General features: G+C 73.2%; 22 protein-coding genes. 8 read left to right on the plus strand and 14 right to left on the minus strand.

The window, feature by feature from the left end:
- Positions 1-666: a peptidoglycan-binding protein gene (locus ACI2LY_RS01380; protein ID WP_404705283.1), complete on the minus strand. Its 666-nt coding sequence runs from the start codon at positions 664-666 to the stop codon at positions 1-3.
- Between the two features lie 67 nt (positions 667-733).
- Positions 734-1,585 carry a hypothetical protein gene (locus ACI2LY_RS01385; protein WP_404705284.1) on the minus strand — a complete coding sequence of 284 codons (852 nt, stop codon included), beginning with the start codon at positions 1,583-1,585 and terminating at the stop codon, positions 734-736.
- 165 nt (positions 1,586-1,750) lie between these two features.
- Here ACI2LY_RS01385 and ACI2LY_RS01390 point away from each other — a divergent pair, with 165 nt between their 5' ends.
- Positions 1,751-2,482 carry a TetR family transcriptional regulator gene (locus tag ACI2LY_RS01390; protein WP_404705285.1) on the plus strand — a complete coding sequence of 244 codons (732 nt, stop codon included), beginning with the start codon at positions 1,751-1,753 and terminating at the stop codon, positions 2,480-2,482.
- 116 nt (positions 2,483-2,598) lie between these two features.
- Entirely contained in the window at positions 2,599-3,003 is a 405-nt protein-coding gene (locus ACI2LY_RS01395) for a Zn-ribbon domain-containing OB-fold protein (RefSeq protein ID WP_404705286.1), read from the plus strand.
- A 13-nt stretch (positions 3,004-3,016) separates the two neighbouring features.
- Here ACI2LY_RS01395 and ACI2LY_RS01400 read toward each other — a convergent pair whose 3' ends face one another.
- On the minus strand, positions 3,017-3,403 hold the full coding sequence (locus tag ACI2LY_RS01400) for a PPOX class F420-dependent oxidoreductase (RefSeq protein ID WP_404705287.1): 387 nt from the start codon (positions 3,401-3,403) through the stop codon (positions 3,017-3,019).
- A 142-nt stretch (positions 3,404-3,545) separates the two neighbouring features.
- Between ACI2LY_RS01400 and ACI2LY_RS01405 the strand changes: the two genes are divergently transcribed.
- Together ACI2LY_RS01405 and ACI2LY_RS01410 are read left to right on the plus strand one after the other, a co-directional pair.
- Positions 3,546-4,376 (plus strand): SAM-dependent methyltransferase, encoded by an 831-nt coding sequence (locus tag ACI2LY_RS01405; RefSeq protein ID WP_404705288.1) that lies wholly within the window; start codon positions 3,546-3,548, stop codon positions 4,374-4,376.
- Between the two features lie 136 nt (positions 4,377-4,512).
- Positions 4,513-5,889 carry a S1 family peptidase gene (locus ACI2LY_RS01410; RefSeq protein ID WP_404705289.1) on the plus strand — a complete coding sequence of 459 codons (1,377 nt, stop codon included), beginning with the start codon at positions 4,513-4,515 and terminating at the stop codon, positions 5,887-5,889.
- 97 nt (positions 5,890-5,986) lie between these two features.
- Here ACI2LY_RS01410 and ACI2LY_RS01415 read toward each other — a convergent pair whose 3' ends face one another.
- From ACI2LY_RS01415 to ACI2LY_RS01440, 6 genes are all read right to left on the minus strand, one after another.
- Positions 5,987-6,172 carry a hypothetical protein gene (locus ACI2LY_RS01415; RefSeq protein WP_389000372.1) on the minus strand — a complete coding sequence of 62 codons (186 nt, stop codon included), beginning with the start codon at positions 6,170-6,172 and terminating at the stop codon, positions 5,987-5,989.
- 142 nt (positions 6,173-6,314) lie between these two features.
- Complete coding sequence (locus ACI2LY_RS01420; protein ID WP_404705290.1) at positions 6,315-7,010, minus strand: L,D-transpeptidase family protein; 696 nt, start codon at positions 7,008-7,010, stop codon at positions 6,315-6,317.
- A gap of 143 nt (positions 7,011-7,153) precedes the next feature.
- On the minus strand, positions 7,154-7,960 hold the full coding sequence (locus ACI2LY_RS01425; protein ID WP_404705291.1) for an SDR family NAD(P)-dependent oxidoreductase: 807 nt from the start codon (positions 7,958-7,960) through the stop codon (positions 7,154-7,156).
- A gap of 77 nt (positions 7,961-8,037) precedes the next feature.
- On the minus strand, positions 8,038-8,667 hold the full coding sequence (locus tag ACI2LY_RS01430) for an MBL fold metallo-hydrolase (protein WP_404705292.1): 630 nt from the start codon (positions 8,665-8,667) through the stop codon (positions 8,038-8,040).
- Positions 8,667-9,755, minus strand: coding sequence for an S-(hydroxymethyl)mycothiol dehydrogenase (locus tag ACI2LY_RS01435; RefSeq protein WP_393914510.1), 1,089 nt, complete (start codon positions 9,753-9,755; stop codon positions 8,667-8,669). The genes ACI2LY_RS01430 and ACI2LY_RS01435 overlap by 1 nt, the downstream gene beginning before the upstream one ends.
- A gap of 174 nt (positions 9,756-9,929) precedes the next feature.
- Positions 9,930-10,229, minus strand: coding sequence for a hypothetical protein (locus tag ACI2LY_RS01440; protein ID WP_401443886.1), 300 nt, complete (start codon positions 10,227-10,229; stop codon positions 9,930-9,932).
- Between the two features lie 171 nt (positions 10,230-10,400).
- On the opposite strand from ACI2LY_RS01440, the gene ACI2LY_RS01445 reads away from it, so the two are divergent.
- The gene (locus ACI2LY_RS01445; RefSeq protein ID WP_393599578.1) at positions 10,401-10,766 is read left to right on the plus strand and encodes a nuclear transport factor 2 family protein; all 366 of its coding nucleotides are present in this window, start codon (positions 10,401-10,403) and stop codon (positions 10,764-10,766) included.
- Positions 10,767-10,835: 69 nt separating this feature from the next.
- On the opposite strand, the gene ACI2LY_RS01450 is transcribed toward ACI2LY_RS01445, so the two are convergent.
- Positions 10,836-11,861 (minus strand): alcohol dehydrogenase, encoded by a 1,026-nt coding sequence (locus tag ACI2LY_RS01450; RefSeq protein ID WP_404705293.1) that lies wholly within the window; start codon positions 11,859-11,861, stop codon positions 10,836-10,838.
- A gap of 93 nt (positions 11,862-11,954) precedes the next feature.
- Entirely contained in the window at positions 11,955-12,449 is a 495-nt protein-coding gene (locus ACI2LY_RS01455) for a metallophosphoesterase family protein (RefSeq protein WP_401636054.1), read from the minus strand.
- An 88-nt stretch (positions 12,450-12,537) separates the two neighbouring features.
- On the opposite strand from ACI2LY_RS01455, the gene ACI2LY_RS01460 reads away from it, so the two are divergent.
- Together ACI2LY_RS01460 and ACI2LY_RS01465 are read left to right on the plus strand one after the other, a co-directional pair.
- On the plus strand, positions 12,538-12,975 hold the full coding sequence (locus tag ACI2LY_RS01460; RefSeq protein WP_404705294.1) for a MarR family winged helix-turn-helix transcriptional regulator: 438 nt from the start codon (positions 12,538-12,540) through the stop codon (positions 12,973-12,975).
- A 47-nt stretch (positions 12,976-13,022) separates the two neighbouring features.
- On the plus strand, positions 13,023-13,607 hold the full coding sequence (locus ACI2LY_RS01465; RefSeq protein WP_393914513.1) for a hydrolase: 585 nt from the start codon (positions 13,023-13,025) through the stop codon (positions 13,605-13,607).
- A 60-nt stretch (positions 13,608-13,667) separates the two neighbouring features.
- On the opposite strand, the gene ACI2LY_RS01470 is transcribed toward ACI2LY_RS01465, so the two are convergent.
- Positions 13,668-13,937, minus strand: a complete 270-nt coding sequence (locus tag ACI2LY_RS01470; protein ID WP_404706458.1) for a hypothetical protein — start codon at positions 13,935-13,937, stop codon at positions 13,668-13,670.
- Between the two features lie 125 nt (positions 13,938-14,062).
- A complete protein-coding gene (locus ACI2LY_RS01475; protein WP_404706459.1) occupies positions 14,063-16,525 on the minus strand; it encodes a SpoIIE family protein phosphatase in 2,463 nt (820 codons plus the stop codon).
- A gap of 206 nt (positions 16,526-16,731) precedes the next feature.
- On the opposite strand from ACI2LY_RS01475, the gene ACI2LY_RS01480 reads away from it, so the two are divergent.
- Entirely contained in the window at positions 16,732-18,864 is a 2,133-nt protein-coding gene (locus tag ACI2LY_RS01480) for a SpoIIE family protein phosphatase (RefSeq protein ID WP_404706460.1), read from the plus strand.
- Between the two features lie 114 nt (positions 18,865-18,978).
- Here the strand turns inward: ACI2LY_RS01480 and ACI2LY_RS01485 are convergent, their stop codons facing one another.
- Positions 18,979-20,421 carry a S1 family peptidase gene (locus ACI2LY_RS01485; protein WP_404705295.1) on the minus strand — a complete coding sequence of 481 codons (1,443 nt, stop codon included), beginning with the start codon at positions 20,419-20,421 and terminating at the stop codon, positions 18,979-18,981.
- Positions 20,422-20,592: the final 171 nt, after the last annotated feature.

A 20,592-nucleotide genomic window follows, 5' to 3' on the forward strand; every position in this document is an offset into this window, starting at 1 on the left:
TCACTCGGTGCCGGTGCGGGACTCCAGGGCGCGGCGGGTGTCATCGCCGTAGACACCGGTCTCGTCGCCCCGGATGCCGTACCAGAGCTGGAACCGGGCTACGGCGGCGGTGAGTTGGGGGTCGTAGGCGCCGGTGGCGGCACCGTCGTGGAAGACGTCGGGGATGCGCAGGAGGCGGCGGCGCAGGTCGGTGACCTGGGGGCCGGAGTCGCCCTGGCGGAGGGTGCCGGGGCCGTCGGGGTCGGTGGCCGAGGGTGCGGTGGTGGCGGGGGCCGCGGTGGCCTGGGCGGGTGGGGGTGCGGGGCGTGCGGTGGCTTCCTCACGGCCGGGGAGCAGGAGGGCGCCGCCGAAGCCGAGGAGGGTGGCCGCGGCCAGGCCGAGGCCGACCGCCCAGCGGCGGTGGACGGAGCCGGAGGGTGCGCGTGGGCCAGTGCGTGCGCGTGTTGCCGTGCCCGGGTCGTCGTCGGACGGTACCGGTGGCAGTTCCTCGGTGTCGGCGTCGGCCGGGGGCGCGGTGGGTGGTTCCTTCCGCACCCCGGCGCCCGGTTCCGGCATCAGCTCGCGCATCAGCTCCGCGAGGGCGTCGGTGGGGCGGGCCCGCAGGACGCGGATGGGTTCCACGACCCGGGCGGGGCGCGGGCGTTCGGGATCGGGGGGTGTCGGCACGCTGCTCTCCTTCCGTCCCTCGCCGGGAGATACGGAGCGCGGGGCGGCCTTGTTCAGCATGCCCCCGTCACGCCGGAGCCAGGGCTCCCGCCAGTACGAAACGGCTCAGGGACGCCGTGAGGGTGCCCACGAACGCGTCCTGCTCCTCCTCGCCGAGCACGTCCAGGGAGAGATAGGGGTTCAGGTCCTCCAGCTCGACCAGGAGCAGATCGCCCTCGAGGGTGCGGCACGCGTCGACGCGCTGGATGCCGTGGCCGAGTCCGTTCCAGTCGATGAAGCCGCGCGCGAACTCCAGGTCCGCGGCGGTCGCCCGGTACGGCTTCAGGGTCCAGCGGTCGCGGGGGTCGGGGGCGTAGAGGGCGTACTGGAAGTCGTCGTCCACGAAGTAGAAGGACACCTCGTGGACGAAGTCGATGTGCGGCTGGACCAGGACCGAGCCGTCCGCGACCGGGGCGTCGGCGACCCGGCTCGCCGGGACGGTGCGCAGGCCGAGGGAGTCCGCGCCGTAGGTCGGCTTGACCACGTAGCGGTCGGCGGCGGGCAGCCGGTGCAGGTTCTCGGCGCGGTCGACGGTGGGGATGACCGGGAGCCCGGCCTCGGTGAGGTCGAGCAGATACCCCTTGCCCGCCATGTCGGCCTTGCCGGTCAGCGGGTTGTAGACACGGGTTCCGGTCTCGAGCGCGCGGGCGCGGAACGCCTCGTACTCGGTGTGGTAGCCCAGCACGGGGCCGCTGTTGCGGACCACGACGGCGTCGAAGCCCGCCATCAGCGCGGCCGCGTCCATCGGATGGCACAGGGCGAGGTCGAAGTGGGCGCGCAGCCGGGAGGTGAGGAAGACGTCCTCGTCGCCGTAGCGGCGCCCGCGGGCCGGGTACGCCAGGTCGGTGACGTAGAGCAGGCGGGGGCGGGCGGAGGGCATACGGGATCTCCTCGTACGGGCCGGGTGCCGACAGGGTGGAGAAAGGTTACGTCGCAGCAGGTGGACGATGATCGCCGGGCCCGCGCGGAGCACTCGGTTCCCTCCTGAGGCCCTGTCGGCTGCACTCAGTGCCAGAGACGCGCCCCGGATGCTACGTTCCCGTCCATGAGCACCAGCAGTGCGGCGCCGCCCGCGAAGCCGCCGATGCGCGATGCCCTGGTGGCGGCCGCCTTCCAGCTCTTCCTGGAGCGCGGGTACGAGCAGACCACGGTGGACGACATCGTGGCGCTGGCGGAGGTCGGACGGCGGTCGTTCTTCCGCTACTTCCCCTCCAAGGAGGACGTGGTCTTCCCCGACCACGAGAGCTGCCTGGCCGACATGACCGCGTTCCTCGCGGCGGGCGAGGGCGACGAGGAGCCGGTGCGGCGGGTGTGCGACGCGGCACGGCTGGTGCTGCGGATGTACGCGGAGAACCCGGCGTTCTCGGTGCAGCGTTACCGGCTGACGCGCCGGGTGCCGGGGCTGCGGGCGTACGAGCTGTCGGTCGTCTGGCGCTACGAGCGCGCGCTCGCCGCGTATCTGCGCGGCCGGTTCGCGGGCCGTACGGACGGCACGCTGCGGGCGGACGTGATCGCGGCCGCGGTGGTCGCCGCGCACAACAACGCCCTGCGCTCCTGGCTGCGTTCGGACGGCAAGGGCGACGCGGAGGCGGCCGTGGACCACGCGCTGGGCTGCGTCCAGACGGCGTTCGCCGACACCCCGACCCGGCCAGCGCCCTCTCCCTTCCCGCCCGAGTCGCCGCGCCCCGATGACGTGGTGGTCCTGGTGGCCCGCCGGGACGCTCCCCTCTGGGAGGTGGTCCGGCAGTTCGAGGCGGCGCAGTGCGAGAGCCCGTAAATAAGGGTACGCAGTGCCTTTACGAGTGACACTGAGTGCCATACGCTGTCGCTCGTGCACGGTGGCACGGCATCGGGCACGAGCGGATTCCGGCCCAGTGCAGGGAGTTGACGAGCGTGTACCACCACTCAAGCGGAACGGCCCAGCCGGTGGCAGGCTCGGCCGGCCTCCTCACCGAGCGCCCCGCCGACTCCATCGAGTACCAGCGCTGCGGCTGGTGCGGCACCGCGATGTACCACCGCCTCCTCTGTCCGGTCTGCCAGGGCAGCGACCTGCGCACCGAGCGCAGCGAGGGCATCGGCACGATCCGCCACTCCACGATCGTCCACCGCAACACCCCCGCCGCCCGCAACGTCTCCCTGGTCGAACTGGCCGAGGGCTTCGTCGTACGCGGCCGCGTCATGGGCCCCCCGGTCGGCATCCACAGCGGCGACCGAGTCCGCCTGTCCACGGCCAAGGACCCGGTACGCGGCGAACCGGTTTTCCAACTCCTGGACGAGACGTGCCGGGCGTGGACCTGAGGCGGTCAGCCGACTAGGCCGGGAACGTCACCCGAATCCCCACCGTGCCCTCTGTCCCCCGCCGGAGTCTGCTGCCCAGCAAGGTGAGGCGGCCGAGGATGCCGTACTTGCGGGCGATCAGGGTGCGGTAGCGGGCCGTGGTGGTGGGGTCGGCGATCTCAGCCTGCGCGGGGTGCGGGGCGCCGGTGGGGCGGCCGCGCATGTCGCAGGGGCCCACGAGGACGTCGGCGCGGCGGCGGACGCGCTTGACCTTGTAGCTGTCGGCGGCCGTCCAGACGCCGAGGGCGTCGCCGTCGGGCACGACCCAGACCGGGGTGGCCACCGGGGTGCCGTCCTTGCGGTAGCTGGTGACCAGCAGATACTTGCCCGAGCCGAGCCGGGACACAAGCGCGTCGTCCATGCCCCGAGTCTACGAGGCGGGCCGCTGCGGACCCCGGCCGACACCCCCCAATGCCGCGGACCTGAGGCGAGGATCAACTCCGGCGTCTAGATTGCGTCTTGACCGGTACCTCTCGCATCAGGCACCCCAGGAGCTGACCCCCGTGACCGACAACCCGGCCGCCACCAACGACGTGGCCGTGTCGCTGCGCGCCCGCATCAACACCGGCCAGCCGCACACCGCCCGGATCTGGAACTACTGGCTCGGCGGCAAGGACAACTACGAGGTCGACCGCGCGGCAGGCGACCAGATCCGCCAACTGCACCCCGGCATCGGGGAGTACGCCCGCCACGACCGTCTCTTCCTGGGCCGTGCCGTGCGTCATCTGGTCGGCGAGGTCGGCATACGGCAGTTCCTGGACATCGGCACCGGCCTGCCCACCGCCGACAACACGCACGAGGTCGCGCAGAGCCTGGCCCCGGAGACGCGGGTCGTCTACGTCGACAACGACCCGCTGGTCCTCACGCACGCCCGCGCCCTGCTCACCAGCACCCCCGAGGGCCGTACCGACTATCTGGACGAGGATCTGCGCAACGTCGACGCGATCTTCGAACACGCCGCGAAGACCCTGGACTTCAGCCGGCCGGTGGCCCTGATGCTGCTCGGCGTGGTCATCTTCATCGGCGACGACGAGGACCCGTACCGCCTGGTCCGGCAGCTGCTGGAGCGGCTGCCCGCGGGCAGCCACCTGGTGCTGTCGCACACCGTCACCAGCCCCTCGATGCCGGACGTAGACGACGCGGTGAAGTTCTGGAACGAGCACGGCACCCCGAAGCTCACCCAGCGCACCCCCGAGGACGTGACCCGCTTCTTCGACGGTCTGGAGCTGCTGGAGCCGGGCGTGGTGTCCTGCTCGCGCTGGCGCCCCGAGGAGACCGGAGACACCGAGCCCGAGGAGGTCGCCATGTTCGGCGGGGTGGCCCGCAAGAACTGACCCCGCCGACCGGGCGGAATCATGCCGTCCGGTGAACACTCCCGGCCCCGGCCCCGTACTGACGGGGGGCGCTCATGACCGGAGGGCCCCGTGCCGCCGGTACGGGCGGCGCGCGCTCGGGGTTCGGGAGTCTGGCATGAGGCACGCACGACGGCGGGTCGTCCGGCGAGTGACACGGCTGGCGGCGGTCGGCGGACTCCTCCTGGGAGGAGGGATGGTCGCGCAGGCGGCCATGGCGAGCGAGACCCCGGCCGCGCCCGCGACGACGTTCAGCGCGGCCGGTACGGCCGGGGACAAGGGCGCGGCACTCGCGGCGAAGCTCGGCACGGCCCGCTCGGCGGGCAACTGGGTGGACGCCGAGGGCCGTCCGGTCGTCGCGGTGACCGACGAACGGGCGGCGGCCGAGGTGCGCCATGCGGGGGCGCAGGCGAAGGTCGTCGGGCACAGCATGAACGAACTCAAGTCGGCCACCGGAGCGCTGCGTTCGGCGCCCCGTGTGACCGGCACCGCGTGGGCGGTGGACTACCGCACCAACCGGATCGTGGTGAGCGGGGACCGTACGGTGTCGTCCGGCGACTGGACGAGGATGACCCAGGTCGCCTCACGCATCGGGAACTTCGTGACCATGCAGCGGACCGAGGGCAGGTTCACCACTCGCCTCAACGGCGCCCAGCCGATCCTGTCGACCGGCGGCCGCTGCTCGGCGGGGTTCAACGTGACCGACGGGCAACGGGAGTTCATCCTCACGGCCGGGCACTGCGGGCCGACCGGCTCCATCTGGTTCGCCGACGGCCAGGGCACCCGGCAACTGGGCGCGACGGTCAACAGCAGCTTCCCCGGCGGTGACTTCTCCCTCGTCCAGTACGACACCGGCAAGGCCGGGGAGGGTGCCGACGTGGTCGCGGTCGGCGGCGGCAAGGGGGTGCGGATCACCGGGGCGGCCGACGCGGCGGTGGGCCAGCGGGTGTTCCGCAGCGGCAGCACCAGCGGGCTGCGCGACGGCCAGGTGACCGCACTCAACGCCACCGTGAACTACCCCGAGGGCACGGTCACCGGGCTGATCCAGACCAATGTGTGCGCCGAACCCGGCGACAGCGGCGGCCCGATGTTCTCCGAGGGCATCGCGCTGGGCATCACCTCGGGCGGCAACGGCGACTGCACCACCGGGGGTACGACGTTCTTCCAGCCGGTGACCAAGGCGCTCGCCGCGCTGAACGTCCGGCTCATCACCGCCACCCCGTCCCCGGGCGCCGCCCAGAGCGCCGCCCCCACCCCCGCGACCGAGGCCGGGCAGAGCGGCATGACGCCGAGCGCGGCCCAGCCCGGCTTCTCGGCGCCGGTGACCGGGGTCGAGGGGGAGACGCTGCTGGCCCGGCTCACCGACCCCCGGAACGTCGGCCCCGGACTGCTGGTGATCGCGGGCAGCGTCATCGCGCTGATCGCCACCCGGTACATCCGCGCCGAGCAGGACCGCAAGGCGTACCAGCGGTACTACTCCGCGACCTGGGGCTGACCCCGGCCCCCGGCGGGCACGACAAGGACGGCACGGCAAGGAGGGCACCCGGTCATGGGTGCCCTCTCGGCGGTACGACGGTGGCTGCGGGGTCCGGTCAGACCGAGCGGCGCGGCATGGGGGCCGCGGCGGCCCACTCCATCACGAGGCGTTGGTACTCCGTGCGCTGCTCGCTGGTCAGGATGCCACCCGACCGGCGCCACAGGGCCCGGATCTCCTCGTTGACCTCCGCGGCCGAACGCCCGCAGGAGGCTTCAGCAGTGGTGGACATGGTGTGAAGCATATGCCGGTCCCCGTGAAGGCAGCGTGAATAAGTACGTGCTATTCGGGCATTTCGGACCGTGTTGCTCATCACGTCAAGAAGCAGCGCGGAAGGGCGAGTTCGACTTCACCGCTCGCCCCGCCCGTCCGCGCGCGGGTCGGGCTCAGGTGCCGGGCTTGCGGCCGTAGACGAAGACGTCGTCGCCGTTCTTCAGCAGTGACCAGTACTTCTTCGCGTCCTTGGTGGTCATGTTCACGCAGCCGTGGGAGCCCGGCGGGTTCCACATGCTGAGACCCACGGAGTGGAACGCCTGCCCGCCGTCGAAGAACTGGCTGTAGGGCATCGGCACGTCGTAGAGGTTGGAGACGTGGTCGATGTCACGCCAGTAGACCTTCTTCAGGCCGGTGCGGGTCTCGTACTTGTCGCGGCCGGTGCGCACCGGGACGGGGCCGTAGATCAGCTTCTTGCCGTCCTGGACCCAGCTGAGCTGGAGGGTGAGGTTCACGCAGGCGATGCGGCCCTTGTTCACCGGGCACTTGCCGTCCTTGTTGGGGTTCTTCCCCACGGCCTTCTGCCGGTTCATGAGGTCCATCACACCCCAGGTGACCGGCCCTGCGTAGCCGATGTTCGGGGTGATGCCGTGCTTGTTCTGGAAGCTGCGGATGGCCGAGCAGTCCCCCGAGGACTGCTTGCCGTCCACCGTACGGCCGAGGAACCGCTCGACCTGCTTCTGGTACGGGCCCGCCGTGGTGGTGCAGCTCGCGGCCTGGGCCGGAGTGGCGGTGGCGGCGATGGTGAGCGGCGCGACCAGCGCGCCGACCCCGAGTGCGACGGCTCCCCGTCTGCGTATGTCGCCCATGGTCGGCCCCATCCCTTCTCCCCTGCGGGTCCCGGGGACCTCCCCCGGGCGGTCGCCTCGTGCGTTCCGAGGCTTCGGCCTACTAGACCGGCTCATCGGCCGGATGGTTGTGTTTCCGGCATGCTGTGACGAAACGGTGAACTTTACCCCGGCCCGGTGCGGCCCCCGTCCAGCGCGGTCCGGAACCCGGTGTGCACCGAGGTCAGGCCGCCGTCGACGACGAGGGTGGTGCCGGTGATCCAGGCGGCGTCGCGGGAGGCGAGGAAGGCGACGGCCGCCGCGATGTCCTCGGGCTCGCCGACCCGGCCGAGCGGATAGCAGTCGCGCACGGCGTCCAGGTCGTCGTCCCGCCCCTCCCAGGCGGAGGTGCGCACGGTGCCCGGCGCGACCAGGTTCACCCGCACCCCGCGGGCGGCCGCGTGCCCGGCGAGGGTGCGGGTGAGGGAGCCGAGACCGGCCTTGGCGGCGCTGTAGGCGTGGTTGCCGAAGTCCATCAGGCCGTTGACCGAGCCGATGCTGACGATGGCGCCGCGTCCGGAGGCGGCGAGGTGGGGCAGCGCGGCCTGGCTGCAGCGCCGGACGCCACCGAGGGTGATGTCGAGATCACGGGCCCAGGAGTCGTCCGGGTCGTCCTCGAACGCCGGGCCGTCCGGGGAGCAGTGGGCGGCGCAGTTCACCAGCACGTCCAGCGAGCCGAACGTCCCGACCGCGTGGGCGACGGCCGCCTCCACCGAGGTCCGGTCGGCCACGTCGCACTTCCACGCCGCCGCGGTGAGCCCCTGTCGGCACAGCTCGGCGGCGACGCGTTCCGCCTCGGGTGCGTCCTGGTCGGTCACCAGGACCTGGGCGCCCTCCTGGGCGAGACGCCGGGCGACGGCCGCGCCGATGCCCCGGCCCGCGCCCGTGACGAGGGCGCCGTGGCCCGTGAAGCGGTGGGTGAGATCGGTCATGGGCCGACGGTAGGGCAGCGAAGACCGCCGCGACAGAGGCTGTTCGGCCGCGGCGGTCCCCTATCGGGTCGCACGGCTCAGTGGCCGCGCTCGATCCACTCCTGGAGGTGGCCCGACTCCTCGCCGATCGTCGTCGGGTCGCCGTGGCCGGTGAGCACCTTGGTCTCCGGGGGGAGGCTGAGCAGCCGGTCGCGGATCGAGTCGATGATCGTCGGGAAGTGCGAGTACGAGCGCCCGGTGGCGCCGGGGCCGCCCTGGAAGAGGGTGTCGCCGCTGAACACCGCGCCGAGACCGGGGTCGTAGAGGCAGACGGCGCCGGGGGCGTGGCCGGGGGTGTGCAGCACGGTCAGGTCGGCTCCGGCGGCCTCCAGGACCTGGCCGTCGACCAGATGCTCGTCGGGCTCGCGGTCGGGGTGGGTGAGCTGCCACAGCGGCAGGTCGTCCGGGTGGAGCCAGATGGGGGCGCCGGTGCGGTCGGCGAGGGCGGGGGCCGCGTTGACGTGGTCGTTGTGCGCGTGGGTGCACACGATCGCGGTGAGCCTGCGGTCTCCGACGGCCGCGAGGATGGCGTCGGCGTCGTGGGCCGGGTCGATGACGACGGCCTCGTGGTCGTCGCCGACGATCCACACGTTGTTGTCGACGTCCCAGCTGCCCCCGTCGAGGGTGAACTGGCCGGAGGTGACGAGGCGTTCGATACGGGCGGTCATCAGAACTCCACCACCGAGCGCAGCACGTCGCCGTGGTGCATCCGCTCGAACGCCTGCTCCACCTCGTCCAGTTGGATGGTCTCGGTGACGAACGCGTCCAGCGGCAGGCGCCCCTGGAGGTGCAGGTCGATCAGCATCGGGAAGTCCCGCGAGGGCAGACAGTCGCCGTACCAGGAGGACTTGAGGGAGCCGCCGCGGCCGAACACGTCCAGCAGGGGCAGTTCGAGCTTCATCTCGGGCGTGGGCACGCCGACGAGGACGACGGTGCCGGCCAGGTCGCGGGCGTAGAACGCCTGCCGGTAGGTCTCCGGGCGGCCGACGGCGTCGATCACCACGTCGGCGCCGAAGCCTCCGGTGAGTTCGCGGATCGCCTCGACCGGGTCGGTCTCCTTGGAGTTGACCGTGTCGGTGGCGCCCAGCGTGCGCGCGGTCTCCAGCTTGCGGTCGTCGATGTCGACGGCGATGATCTTCGCGGCCCCGGCCAGCGCCGCTCCGGCGATGGCCGCGTCCCCGACACCGCCGCAGCCGATGACGGCGACGGAGTCACCGCGGCCGACGGCGCCGGTGTTGATGGCCGCGCCGATGCCCGCCATCACACCGCAGCCGAGCAGTCCGGCCACGGCCGGGGAGACGGACGGGTCGACCTTGGTGCACTGGCCCGCCGCGACGAGCGTCTTGTCGGCGAAGGCGCCGATACCGAGCGCGGGGGTGAGTTCCTGGCCGGTGGAGGCGAGGGTCATCTTCTGCTTCGCGTTGTGGGTGTTGAAGCAGTACCAGGGGCGGCCACGCAGACAGGCCCGGCAATTGCCGCACACCGCACGCCAGTTGAGGATCACGAAGTCACCGGGCGCCACCTCGGTGACGCCCTCCCCCACCGACTCCACGACACCGGCGGCCTCATGGCCGAGCAGGAAGGGGTAGTCGTCGGAGATGCCGCCCTGCTTGTAGTGCAGATCGGTGTGGCAGACACCGCACGCCTGGATGTCGACGACGACCTCGCCCGGGCCCGGATCGGGGATCACGATGGTCTCGATCCGTACCGGCTCGTCCTTCCCCGGTGCGACGACGCCGCGTACTTCCTGCGCCATGGTCAGGCCCCTTTCCGTCGGTGTTCCTATCGTCCCGACCCTACGCCACCGGGGGCCGCCGGGAGGGCTCCGCGAGGGCGTGGACCAGCGGGTTTTCCGAGCAGGGGAGAGGGCCGCCCGGTCACGGACGGCCCTCCTGAGTAAGGCTGTTCAGATCTGGCGCGCCGACCCGGCCTAGAGGCCGGGGAGCAGTCCGGTGACGGGGGCGGCGAGGTCGGTGACCTGGTGCAGTTCGTTGAGCCGGTTCAGCTCGCTCACCTGGTTCAGGCCGCGCAACTGCTCGCCGACGCGCGGGACCTGGCTCTGGGCCTGGGGCGGGAGTTCGCTGACGGCGGCGTCGTCCAGCACGGTCATCGGGTTGAGCTGGCCGCCCGCCGGTGCGGTCGCGTCGGCCGCGTTCGCCATGGGTACGGCAAGGCCCGTGACACCGACGGCCAGACCGACGGCGGCGACGATGCGTCGTGTTGAGATCATGCCTTGAGCAACGCCCGTACCCCGTCGCCGGACACGGGCGGTGGCCGTCGCTCACCCGACAGGCGGACCCGTTCGCTTGCGTTTGCCGTGTCCGCCGGGGCGGAGGAGTCTCGGATGTGGGCCCCTGCGGCCCGCCGCCCGCCGGGCCGCGGGCGTACCGAGGAGGTCACCATGGGCAGCAAGCAGGACTCCGCCTTCACCACCGAGGCGTTGCGCGAGGCCATCGAGGCGGACTCCGGAGAGGGTCTGCTCGCGCTGTACGAGGACGACGCGCAGATCCGCGTCATCGACCACGCCGACCAGCCGAGCCACCCCAAGGTGCTGCGCGGCCGGGGCGAGATCGAGGAGATGCTCGCCGACATCTACAGCCGCGAGATGATCCACCGGCTCGACCAGTGCGTCATCGACGGCGACCACGCGGCGTTCACCGAGTCGTGCCAGTACCCCGACGGCAACAAGGTGTACGCCGAGTCGATGGTCACACTGCGCGACGGCCGGATCTCCGACCAGATCATCATCCAGGCATGGGACGAGTAGGCGCGAGGCTCGCGCGGTCCAGGTCGGCTCCCGGCTGACCTGGACCTTCTCGGCTCGGCGCTGAGCGGATCAGGTGGTGAGGACCATCCGGAAGCGGGCCTTGCCCGCGAGCATCTTCTGGAAGGCCGAGTCGACGTCGTCCAGCGGCACGGACTCGCTCATCGGGCGGATGCCGTGCAGCGCGCTGAACTCCATGGTGTCCTGCACGTCCTGGGAGGTGCCGGAGGGGTGGCCCTTGACCTCGCGGCCGACCATCAGGAGCTGGACCGGGCTGATGTCGAGCGGCTCCATGGTGGCGCCGATGACGACGAGCTGGCCGCGCGGGGCGAGGCCGTCCACGGTGGCCGACATGGCACCGGAGTTTCCGGCGGTGGCCAGTACCACCTTGGCGCCGCCGAGCGCCTGGAGCGCCTCGGCGACGGGGGTCCCCGCGGTGCTGTCGATGTAGTGGTGCGCGCCCAGTTCGCGCGCGAAGTCGGCCTTCTCGGCGCCGCGTGCGATGGCCACGGTCTCGAAGCCCATGGCGGCCGCGTACTGCACGCCGAGGTGGCCGAGCCCGCCGATCCCGAGGACGGCGACCAGGTCGCCGCCGGGCCGGGCGTCGGTGTGCCGCAGGGCGTTGAAGGTGGTGACGCCCGCGCAGGCCATGGGCCCGGCGTCGGCGGCGTCGAGGCCCTCGGGGATGCGGGCGAGCGCGTCGACGGGGACGATCACCTGCTCGGCGAAGCCGCCGTCGTAGGCCCAGCCGGGCACCTGGAGGCGGACGCAGGTGATGAAGTCGCCCTCGCGGCAGGGCTTGCACCAGCCGCAGCTGCCGCCGAACCAGCCGACCGCGACCCGGTCGCCGACCTTCCAGTCCCGCTCCGCCGTGCCCTCGCCCAGCTCGGCGATCCGCCCGGCGATCTCGTGTCCGGGGACCTCGGGGAAGGAGATGCCGGGCAGTCCGCCCTCGACGAACATGGCGTCGCTGTGGCAGATCCCGCACGCCTCCACGGCGATCCGCACATGGCCGGGGCCCGGCCGCCGCACCTCCCGCTCGACCAGCTCGAAGCCGCCGCCGGGTTCCGTCACCTGCGCCACTCGATAGGTACTCATACGCCTCTCCGGAGAACGTCACGAAAGCCCGCGAGGGCCCTCGCTCCAGCAGACCAGCCGTACTCCGATCGCGCGCGTCGACGCGGGGGGGGGCTACGGCAGGGTGTGCGTGGTGACGTCGGTCAGGGCGCCGTCCGCCACGGTGGCGGTCAGGTACGTGCAATGCGGCTGGCGTCGGCGGTCGGTCGGGGAGCCGGGGTTGAGCAGGCGGAGGCCGCCGGGGGCGGTGGTGTCCCAGGGGATGTGGCTGTGCCCGAAGACCAGGACGTCCAGGTCGGGGAAGCGGGCGGCGCAGCGGGCCTCGCGGCCGGTGGCCTGGCCGGTCTCGTGGACCACGCCGAAGCGCAGGCCGCCCAGCTCGGCGTACGCCACCTCGGGGAGGCGGGCGCGCAGGTCGGGGCCGTCGTTGTTGCCGTACACGCCGATCAGGCGGCGGCTCCGGGACTCCAGCAGGTCGAGGGTGGCGGTGTCCACCCAGTCCCCGGCGTGGAACACCACGTCCGCGTGCGGGAGTTCGGCGAGCAGGCGGTCCGGGAGCCGCTTGGCCCGCTTCGGGAGGTGGGTGTCGGACATCAGGAGGAGGCGCACGGTCCCAGCGTAGGGAAGCGCAATGGACAGGTAAAACTGAACAGTCTCAACTGGACAGGCTGGGCTGACGCTCCCTACGGTGGCGGGCATGGTCCACATCTCCGGCTCGGCCGCCCGCGCGGCACGCGATCTCCGCGTGGTGTTCAGCAGGCTGCGGCGCCGCATCCGTGAGGTGGCGCGGGACGCCGATCTCACGCCGCCGCAGGAGTCCGCGCTCTCCCTGGTCGGCAAGCACGGCGCGGCCACGGCGAGCGCCCTCGCGGCGGCGGAGGGCGTACGGCCGCAGTCCATGGCGGCCACGCTCGCCGCGCTGGACGGCCACGGGCTGATCCGCCGCGCCCCCGACCCGGACGACGGCCGCCGTCAGCTGGTCACGCTCACCGAGGCGGGCCGGGCCCGGGTGGAGGGCAACCGGCAGCTGCGCGAGGAGTGGCTGGCCCGCGCCTTCCAGGACCAGTTCACCGAGGAGGAGCGGGAGACGGTGCTGACCGCGCTGGAGCTGCTGGAACGGCTGTCCCGCCCCTGAACACCGGGCCCCTCCCCCATCCCCCACCCTTTTCGAAAGGCCCCCGCATGTCCGTCACCACGCTCGACCCCCGTACCGCCCTCGTCGTGATCGACCTCCAGGCCGGGATCACCGCGATGCCCGTCCAGCCGCACTCCGCCGCCGACGTGGTGGCCCGCAGCGCCGAGCTGGCCGACGCCTTCCGCGCCCGTGACCTGCCGGTGGTGCTGGTCCGGGTGTCCTTCGCCGCCGACGGCGCGGACGCCGTGCCCGGCCGTACCGAGCGTCAGGCGCGCGGCCTGTCCTTCCCGGAGGGCTGGGACGTGGTCGTGGACGAGCTGACCGGGCACGCCGGTGACGTCCTGGTCACCAAGCACAACTGGAGCGCCCTGTTCGGCACCGACCTGGAGGTGCAGCTGCGCCGCCGGGGCGTCACCCAGATCGTGCTGACCGGCATCGCCACCAGCATCGGCGTCGAGTCCACCGCCCGTGACGCGTACGCGGCCGGATACCACGTCACCCTGGCCACGGACGCCATGTCCGACGCCGACGCCGACGCGCACACCAACAGCGTCGAGCGGATCTTCCCCCGCCTCGGTGAGAGCGGTACGACGGCGGAGATCCTGGACCTGCTGGCCAAGACCCACGCCTGAGCGTGCCAGGGCGGCCCGGAACCCACACGGGTGCCGGGCCGTTCCATCACGGTCGTCCGGTCAGTCCCCGGCGGCCGCCGCCCGTTCGACCTCGGCCTCGACCTCGGCGCGGGCCCGCCCGGTCTCGCGGGCGTAGTCGCTCAGCGCGGTCTGCGCGTCGCGGGCCAGGTCACGCCAGGCGCGCAGGGCGGTCTCGTACGTCCCGGACTGCGCGCCGGTCATCGCCCGCTCGGCCGGGGGCCCGTAGGTGTCCCGCAGCTCGTCCACCATGGCGTGGGCCGCGGCGGCCGCGCGCTGCTTCTGGACCAGTTCTTCGAAGGTGTGTGCCACACCAACCGACCCTAGGCACGCGGGGCGAACGCGCCACTCGGGGCCGCCGTCCGCGCCGTTCGCCGGGGTCCGTTCCGCCGCGCCGTCGCCCGCCTCGTCAAGGTCGCTCATCCCCCACCCGTCCCTCACGCCTCGTCCGTCATCAGCTCCGCCCAGACCTGTTTGCCGCCGCTGACCGGGACGGTGCCCCAGGCGCTGGAGACCGCCTCGACCAGCAGGATGCCCCGGCCGCCGGTGGCCTCCCAGCCGACGCTGGTCGGTTTGAGGGGGCCGCGCGGCGAGGAGTCGGTCACCGCGATGCGCAGCCGGTCGCCGACCAGGCTCAGGTCGAGCCGTACCTGCCCCTCGGTGTGCACGAGGGCGTTGGTGACCAGCTCGGACACGATCAGCAGCGCGGTGTCGGCGGTGTCCCTCGGCAGCTCCCAGACCCGCAGGGTGCGGCGGACGAAGCGGCGGGCGTGCCGGACCGCCTCCGGGACCCGCCACACGCTCCAGCTCTCGCGCCGCGGGCGTACGGCCATGCCGTCGTAGCGCACCAGCAGCAGGGCCACGTCGTCACCCCGGTGGGCGCCCGCTAGCAGGGCGTCGGCGGCCCGGCCGAGGTGGGCGGGGTCGGCGGCGGCGAGGTCGCGGGCGAGCCGGTCCATGCCGGTGTCGAGGTCGGTGCCGGTGGATTCGACCAGGCCGTCGGTGGTGAGCGCGAGGACCGTGCCGGGCTTCAGTCTCAGCGGGGTCATCGGATACTCCGCACGGGTGAGCACCCCGAGCGGCGGTCCACCCTCGGCCTGCACGATCTCGGTGCTGCCGTCGGGGTGGCGCAGCACCGGCTGCGGATGCCCGGCGCGTACGCACAGCGCGGTGCCCTGCTCCATGTCGATGTCGACGTACACACAGGTGGCGAAGAGGTCGCTCTCCATGTCCAGCAGCAGCCGGTTGGCGTGGGCGGCGACCACGTCGGGCGGGTGGCCCTCGGCGGCGTAGGCGCGCAGGGCGGTGCGCATCTGGCCCATGAGGGTGGCGGCGCCCGCGTTGTGGCCCTGGACGTCGCCGATGACGAAGGCCACGTGGTTGTCGGCGAGCGGGATCACGTCGTACCAGTCGCCGCCGACCTCCAGCCCCTCGGTGGCGGGCAGATAGCGGGCCACCGCCTTGGCGCCGGGGAGGCGGGGCAGTCGGCGGGGCAGCAGGGTGCGCTGGAGCATGCCGACGAGTTCGTGCTCGGCGTCGAAGGCGTGGGCGCGGCGCAGGGCCTGTCCGGCGAGGGCGGCGCAGGCGGTGAGCAGGGCGCGTTCGTCGGGGGCGAACTCGTGCGGGCGGTCCCAGCCGATCAGGCAGGCCCCGGCCATCCGGCCGCCCGCGGGCAGCGGCAGCACGGCGAGCCCGCCGGGTCCGACTCCGGCGAGGCCGGGCTCCAGGACGGAGCCCGCGGGCCAGACGTGGGCGCGGCCGTCGCTCAGCGCGGCGGCGAGGGCGGGCATGGCGCGCACGGGCGCGTCAGGCCATTCGCCGCGCCACTCGGCCCGCCAGAGTTCGGGCCACGCCTCGGGTTCCGGCGGGTCGAGGACGGTGACGACGAGCCGGTCGTTCTCCAGTTCGGCCAGGGCGATGCGGTCGGCGCGCAGGGGTTTGCGCAGGGCGTCGACGACGGCCTGGCCGACGTCCTTGACGGTACCCGCGGTGGCGAGGTCGGCGGCGAGGCGCTGGACGCGGGCCACGTCGGTGACATCGGAGCGCAGCTTGGTGGCGTCCGCGACGGTGCCGACGAGCCGGGCGGGACGCCCTTCGCCACCGGCCACCGTGCGGCCGCGCAGCCGGAGCCAGCGGGGTACGCCGGAGGGCTGGCGGACGCGGAACTCCAGCTCGCGTTCGGCGAGGGAGTCGAGGGACATGTGGTCGGGTTCGACCACGGACATCAGCGCGGGCAGGTCCTCGGGCACGGTGAGCCCGAGCAGCGTCTCCACCTTGCCGTCGAAGTCGTCGCGCGCGATGCCGAACAGCCGCAGGATCTCGTCGCCGACCTCGACCCGTCCGGTGTCCATGGCGAGGCTGAAGGCGTCGGCGGCGGGTTCGCGGGAGTCGGCCGGGCCGGACTCGGGGACGGCGATGGCGCGGGAGATCAGTTCCAGCGTGGCGCGTTCGCCGGGGTCGAAGCCGCCGGGCCGTTCCGCGACCGCGAGCAGGCACCCGCTGCCGGGCCCGGCGAGCGGCAGCACGGCCAGGGAGAAGTCCGGGGACGGGGTACGGCGGGACTCGGCGCGGTCGGCCAGCTCGTCCGGGCCGAGCCAGTGGGGGCGGCCGGTGCGGCTCGCCTCGGCGACCGGCGCGCCGCTGTCGGCGGGGTAGCCGTCGCGCAGCCCGTAGAGCGTGCGGGGCAGACCGGCGGACTCGGCGAGCCGCAGCACGGCGGGGTCGTCGCCGGGGACGTACACCCCGGCGAACGCGGCCCCGGCGAGGACGAGCGCCTGTTCCAGGACGCGGCGGAGCCGGTCCGGGGAGGCGGGTGCGGCCATGAGTGTGGCGAGGACGTGCTCGGCCCGCCCGGCTCCCGTCCTGCGCACCGCAGCACCCTCACTCGCCACGTTGGCCATTACAGCGCGTGCGGGCGCGCGGCGCAGCCCCTGTGCACCGACCACGCGCGGTTTTTCCCTACCTCGCGATCGCCGTAAAAGCCCTGAAGGGGCACGCACCCGCCTTTTCCGTGCCCGGCATGAGCCGTGTCCGGACGGGGTACTCGGACGACTCCCCAGATCCGGGACTCGCCCGCAGGCCAGGGCGCGAGGGGCCGTACGAGGAGGTGGTCGGCGTGTCCGACACGCCGGACCCCGCGCGGGAGCCCTCGGGGGCCGGGCGCCCCCTGCTCTCGGTCGCCCTGACCGCGATGATGGAGGACGTGGGCGCGCACTCCGGCGCGGTCTACCTGCTGCGGCCGGATGTGCCGGTGCTGGAGATGGCGGTGATGGCGGGCCTGCCGCGGGCGTTCGCGGCGCCCTGGGAGCGGGTCGGGGTGAGCGCGCCGATCCCGGTCGCGGAGGCCGTGCGGCAGCGGCGGCCGGTGTGGGTCGCGGGCGGGGAGGAGATGGCGCGCCGGTTCCCGCGCATCGCGGTGGTGCTGCCGTACCCGTTCGCGCTGGCGGCGCTGCCGCTGGCGACGGAGGACACCGTGCACGGCTCGGTGTTCGTGACCTGGCCGGCCGGGCACGGCCCGGAGCTGTCCGAGCGGGAGCGGACGCTGCTGGCGGCGGGGTGCGAGCGGCTGACCCGGCTGCTGGAGCGGGCCACGGCCGAGAACCGCACGCTGGGCCCCGAGCGCGATCTGGTGGCGGCGCCGGACGCGGCCGTCGCGGACACCCTGGGCCCGGTGGAGGCGGCGCGGATGGTGGCCCGGCTGCCGTACGGGCTGGTGTCGCTGGACCTGTACGGCCGGATCGGCCATGTCAACGCGGCCGCCGCCGAACTCCTCGGCCGCCCCGCCGCCGAACTGCTGGGCACGCTGCCCTGGGTGTCGGTGCCGTGGCTCAACGACCCGCTGTACGAGGACCGTTACCGGGCCGCGCTGATCAGCCGCCGCCCGACCTCGTTCGTGGCGCTGCGGCCGCCCGGCCACTGGCTGTCCTTCCGGCTCTATCCGGGCAGCACCGGGCTGAGCGTGCGCATCACCCGGGTCCGGGTGCTGACGGAGCCCGCGAACGGGCCCGCCGGGGCGCGGCCGCACCGGCTGGTGACGATCTCCCGGCTGCTGAGCCTGACGGGGGCGCTGACCGAGGCGGTGGCGGTGGACGACCTGGTCCAGCTGGTCGCGGGCGAGGTGGGACCGGCGGTCGGCAGCCATGCGCTGATGCTGCTCGCCGCCGAGGAGGGGCGGATGCGGGTGCTCGGACACCGGGGCTATCCGGACGAGCGGGTGGCCGGGTGGTTCGACGGCATGCCGCTGAGCGAACGGACTCCGGGCACCCAGGCGCTGAGCAGTGGGGTGCCCGCGTTCTTCGAGTCGATGGAGCATCTGGAACGGCTGTATCCCGTCCGGCGCGAGACCCGTGACGGCTTCGCGGCCTGGGCCTTCCTGCCGCTGATCGCGTCCGGGCGCCAGGTGGGGACATGTGTGCTGGCGTACGCGGAGCCGCACTCCTTCCCCGCCGAGGAGCGGGCGGTGCTGACCAGCCTCGGCGGGCTGATCGCCCAGGCGCTGGAGCGGACGCTGCTGTACGACGCCAAGCACCGGCTGGCGCACGGGCTCCAGGAGGCGCTGCTGCCGCACTCGCTGACCCCGCCGCCCGGCATCGAGGCGGCCGCGCGCTATCTCCCGGCGACGCGGGGCATGGACATCGGCGGCGACTTCTACGACCTGGTGCCGACCCGGCCGCGGGCGTCCGCCGTGATCGGCGACGTCCAGGGGCACAACGTGACGGCGGCCGCGCTGATGGGCCAGATCCGTACCGGTGTCCGCGCGTTCAGCGCGGTGGGGCAGGCGCCGGGCGAGGTGATGAGCAGCATCAACCGGCTGCTGATCGACCTCGGCACCGAACTGTTCGCCAGCTGCCTCTATCTCCGCCTCGACCCGGCGCACGGCCGGGCCGTGATGGCGCGGGCCGGGCATCCGCCGCCGCTGCTCAGGCGTCCGGACGGCCGGGTACGGGTGCTGGACCTGGCCGGGGGCCCGTTGCTCGGCATCGACTCGGAGGCGGCGTACCCGACGACGGACGTGACGCTGGCGCCGGGCTCGGTGCTCGCCCTCTATACGGACGGACTCGTGGAATCGCCCGGGGTGGACATCGAGGACGCGCTGATCGACCTGGGCGCGCTGTTCTCCGAGGCGGGCGACGGGCCGCTGGAGGAAGTGGCGGACGCGCTGGTCCGGCACGGCACGGCCGACCGGGAGCGGGTGGACGACGTGGCGATGCTGCTGCTCCGGGCGCGGGACGGGAGATGAGCCCCGGTACACAGATGGTCCGGCCCTCCCGCCGGAGGGCCGGACCGTCCCCGCCCGGCACCCTCGTGCGGCCGGGCGGGGGGCTGGAGTGCGGCTCAGCGGAGCCGCGGTGGGTCAGTTGGAGCCGGTGAGGGACGAGGTCCCGCCGCGCTGACCGTTGCGGTGGTGGTGCTTGGTGCCCTTCTCCTCGGCGGCACCGGCGCCCGCGCCCGCCTGGTCGTCGGCACCGGCACCCGCGCCCGCACCGGCCTGGTCGTCGGCACCCGCGCCCGCACCGGCACCGGCACCGGCACCGGCTTGGTCGTCCGCACCCGCACCGGCCTGGTCGCCGCCCGCCTGGTCGCCCGCACCGGCTTCGTCACCGGCGCCCGCCTGGTCGTCACCGGCACCCGCACCGGCACCGGCACCCGCACCCGTGTCGCCGAGGGTGGCGCCCGTGGCCGCGAGGGCGGCGGTGACCGGCTGGAAGAAGGTCTCGCCGCCGCTGGTGCAGTCGCCGCTGCCGCCGGAGGTCAGGCCGATCGCCGCGCCCTCCTGGGTGAACAGCGAGCCGCCGCTGTCGCCGGGCTCGGCGCACACGTCGGTCTGGATGAGTCCGGTGACGGTGTCGACGCCGTTCGGGTCGGTCTCGCTCTGGAAGTTGACGGTGGCGTCGAGGCCGGTGACCTGGCCGTCGTGCAGTCCGGTGGTGGAGCCCATGCGGAACACGGTGGAGCCGACGGTGGCCTCGGCGGCCTGGGTGATCGCCACGGTCTGCCCGTTGCCCGCGTCGACCTCGCTGGGCGCCTGGGTCGCCGGGTCGTCGTACTTGACGAGCGAGAAGTCGCCCTCGCCGGGGAAGGTGGCCTGGTCGACGGTGGCGATCGGCTGGCCGGTCTCGGAGTCGGACCACTGCTTGGCCGCGACCCCGCAGTGCCCGGCGGTGAGGAAGGCGGGGCTGCCGTCGGCGGCGGTGACGTTGAAGCCCAGGGAGCAGCGGACGTTGCCGCCCTGCACCTGGGAGAAGATCGCGTCGCCGCCGGAGACGAAGGTCTTGAAGGTGCCGCCGGTCTTCTTCAGCGTGGCCGTGCCGGAGCCGAGACCGTCGACGGTGGACTCCAGCCGGTCCCACTTGGCGCCGGTCACCGTGGAGTCGGCGCTGACGATCACCTTGTTGGTGCGCGGGTCGACGGCCCAGGCGGTACCGGGGATGGACGCCTTGGTCCGCAGCGTCTTCGCGGCGGACTGAAGGTCGGCGGTGCTGTTCTCCACCTGCCGTACGACGGCGCCCGCACTCTTCGCACGTGCGACGGCGGCACCGTCACCGACCGCGTTGACGACGAGCTGCTTCCTGGCGCTGTCGTAGTAGGCACCGGCGAACTGGCCGCCGAGGGACTGCTTCAACTGGGCGGCGAGCGTGCTCGCGTCGGTGGTCTTGAGGGTCCTCGCGGTGCCCGCCGCGGCCGCCCCCTGGTCCTGGGAGTTGTCCTGGGAGGCCATGGCGTTGGGCAGCAGCAGGGCCGCGGCTCCGAGCGCCGCTACACCGCCCACCGCTATCGCGGCCTTCCTCTTGGGCATGCGCTTGTGACTCAACTTCTCGACCTCCTGGGTACGGGGGTCTGCCGCTGTCGGGCAGTTCGATGGGGGGTGCCGGCTGGCTACAGGTACGGGCGTTCGGCTCGGCGCGTTCAATTCCATTTGCCAACTTCGTTGTGTGGGTGGGGAATCAGCCACGACCCAGCCACGACC

This window comes from Streptomyces sp. NPDC002176 (genome assembly GCF_044903645.1).
Classification (GTDB): Bacteria; Actinomycetota; Actinomycetes; order Streptomycetales; family Streptomycetaceae; genus Streptomyces.

Coding starts and splice junctions, on each gene's coding strand:
- ACI2LY_RS01385 (WP_404705284.1), bottom strand. CDS start 1,585: ATGCCCTCCGCCCGCCCCCGCCTGCTCTACGTCACCGACCTGGCGTAC.
- ACI2LY_RS01390 (WP_404705285.1), top strand. CDS start 1,751: ATGAGCACCAGCAGTGCGGCGCCGCCCGCGAAGCCGCCGATGCGCGAT.
- ACI2LY_RS01400 (WP_404705287.1), bottom strand. CDS start 3,403: ATGGACGACGCGCTTGTGTCCCGGCTCGGCTCGGGCAAGTATCTGCTG.
- ACI2LY_RS01410 (WP_404705289.1), top strand. CDS start 4,513: ATGAGGCACGCACGACGGCGGGTCGTCCGGCGAGTGACACGGCTGGCG.
- ACI2LY_RS01415 (WP_389000372.1), bottom strand. CDS start 6,172: ATGCTTCACACCATGTCCACCACTGCTGAAGCCTCCTGCGGGCGTTCG.
- ACI2LY_RS01420 (WP_404705290.1), bottom strand. CDS start 7,010: ATGGGCGACATACGCAGACGGGGAGCCGTCGCACTCGGGGTCGGCGCG.
- ACI2LY_RS01425 (WP_404705291.1), bottom strand. CDS start 7,960: ATGACCGATCTCACCCACCGCTTCACGGGCCACGGCGCCCTCGTCACG.
- ACI2LY_RS01430 (WP_404705292.1), bottom strand. CDS start 8,667: ATGACCGCCCGTATCGAACGCCTCGTCACCTCCGGCCAGTTCACCCTC.
- ACI2LY_RS01435 (WP_393914510.1), bottom strand. CDS start 9,755: ATGGCGCAGGAAGTACGCGGCGTCGTCGCACCGGGGAAGGACGAGCCG.
- ACI2LY_RS01440 (WP_401443886.1), bottom strand. CDS start 10,229: ATGATCTCAACACGACGCATCGTCGCCGCCGTCGGTCTGGCCGTCGGT.
- ACI2LY_RS01445 (WP_393599578.1), top strand. CDS start 10,401: ATGGGCAGCAAGCAGGACTCCGCCTTCACCACCGAGGCGTTGCGCGAG.
- ACI2LY_RS01450 (WP_404705293.1), bottom strand. CDS start 11,861: ATGAGTACCTATCGAGTGGCGCAGGTGACGGAACCCGGCGGCGGCTTC.
- ACI2LY_RS01460 (WP_404705294.1), top strand. CDS start 12,538: ATGGTCCACATCTCCGGCTCGGCCGCCCGCGCGGCACGCGATCTCCGC.
- ACI2LY_RS01465 (WP_393914513.1), top strand. CDS start 13,023: ATGTCCGTCACCACGCTCGACCCCCGTACCGCCCTCGTCGTGATCGAC.
- ACI2LY_RS01475 (WP_404706459.1), bottom strand. CDS start 16,525: ATGGCCAACGTGGCGAGTGAGGGTGCTGCGGTGCGCAGGACGGGAGCC.
- ACI2LY_RS01485 (WP_404705295.1), bottom strand. CDS start 20,421: ATGCCCAAGAGGAAGGCCGCGATAGCGGTGGGCGGTGTAGCGGCGCTC.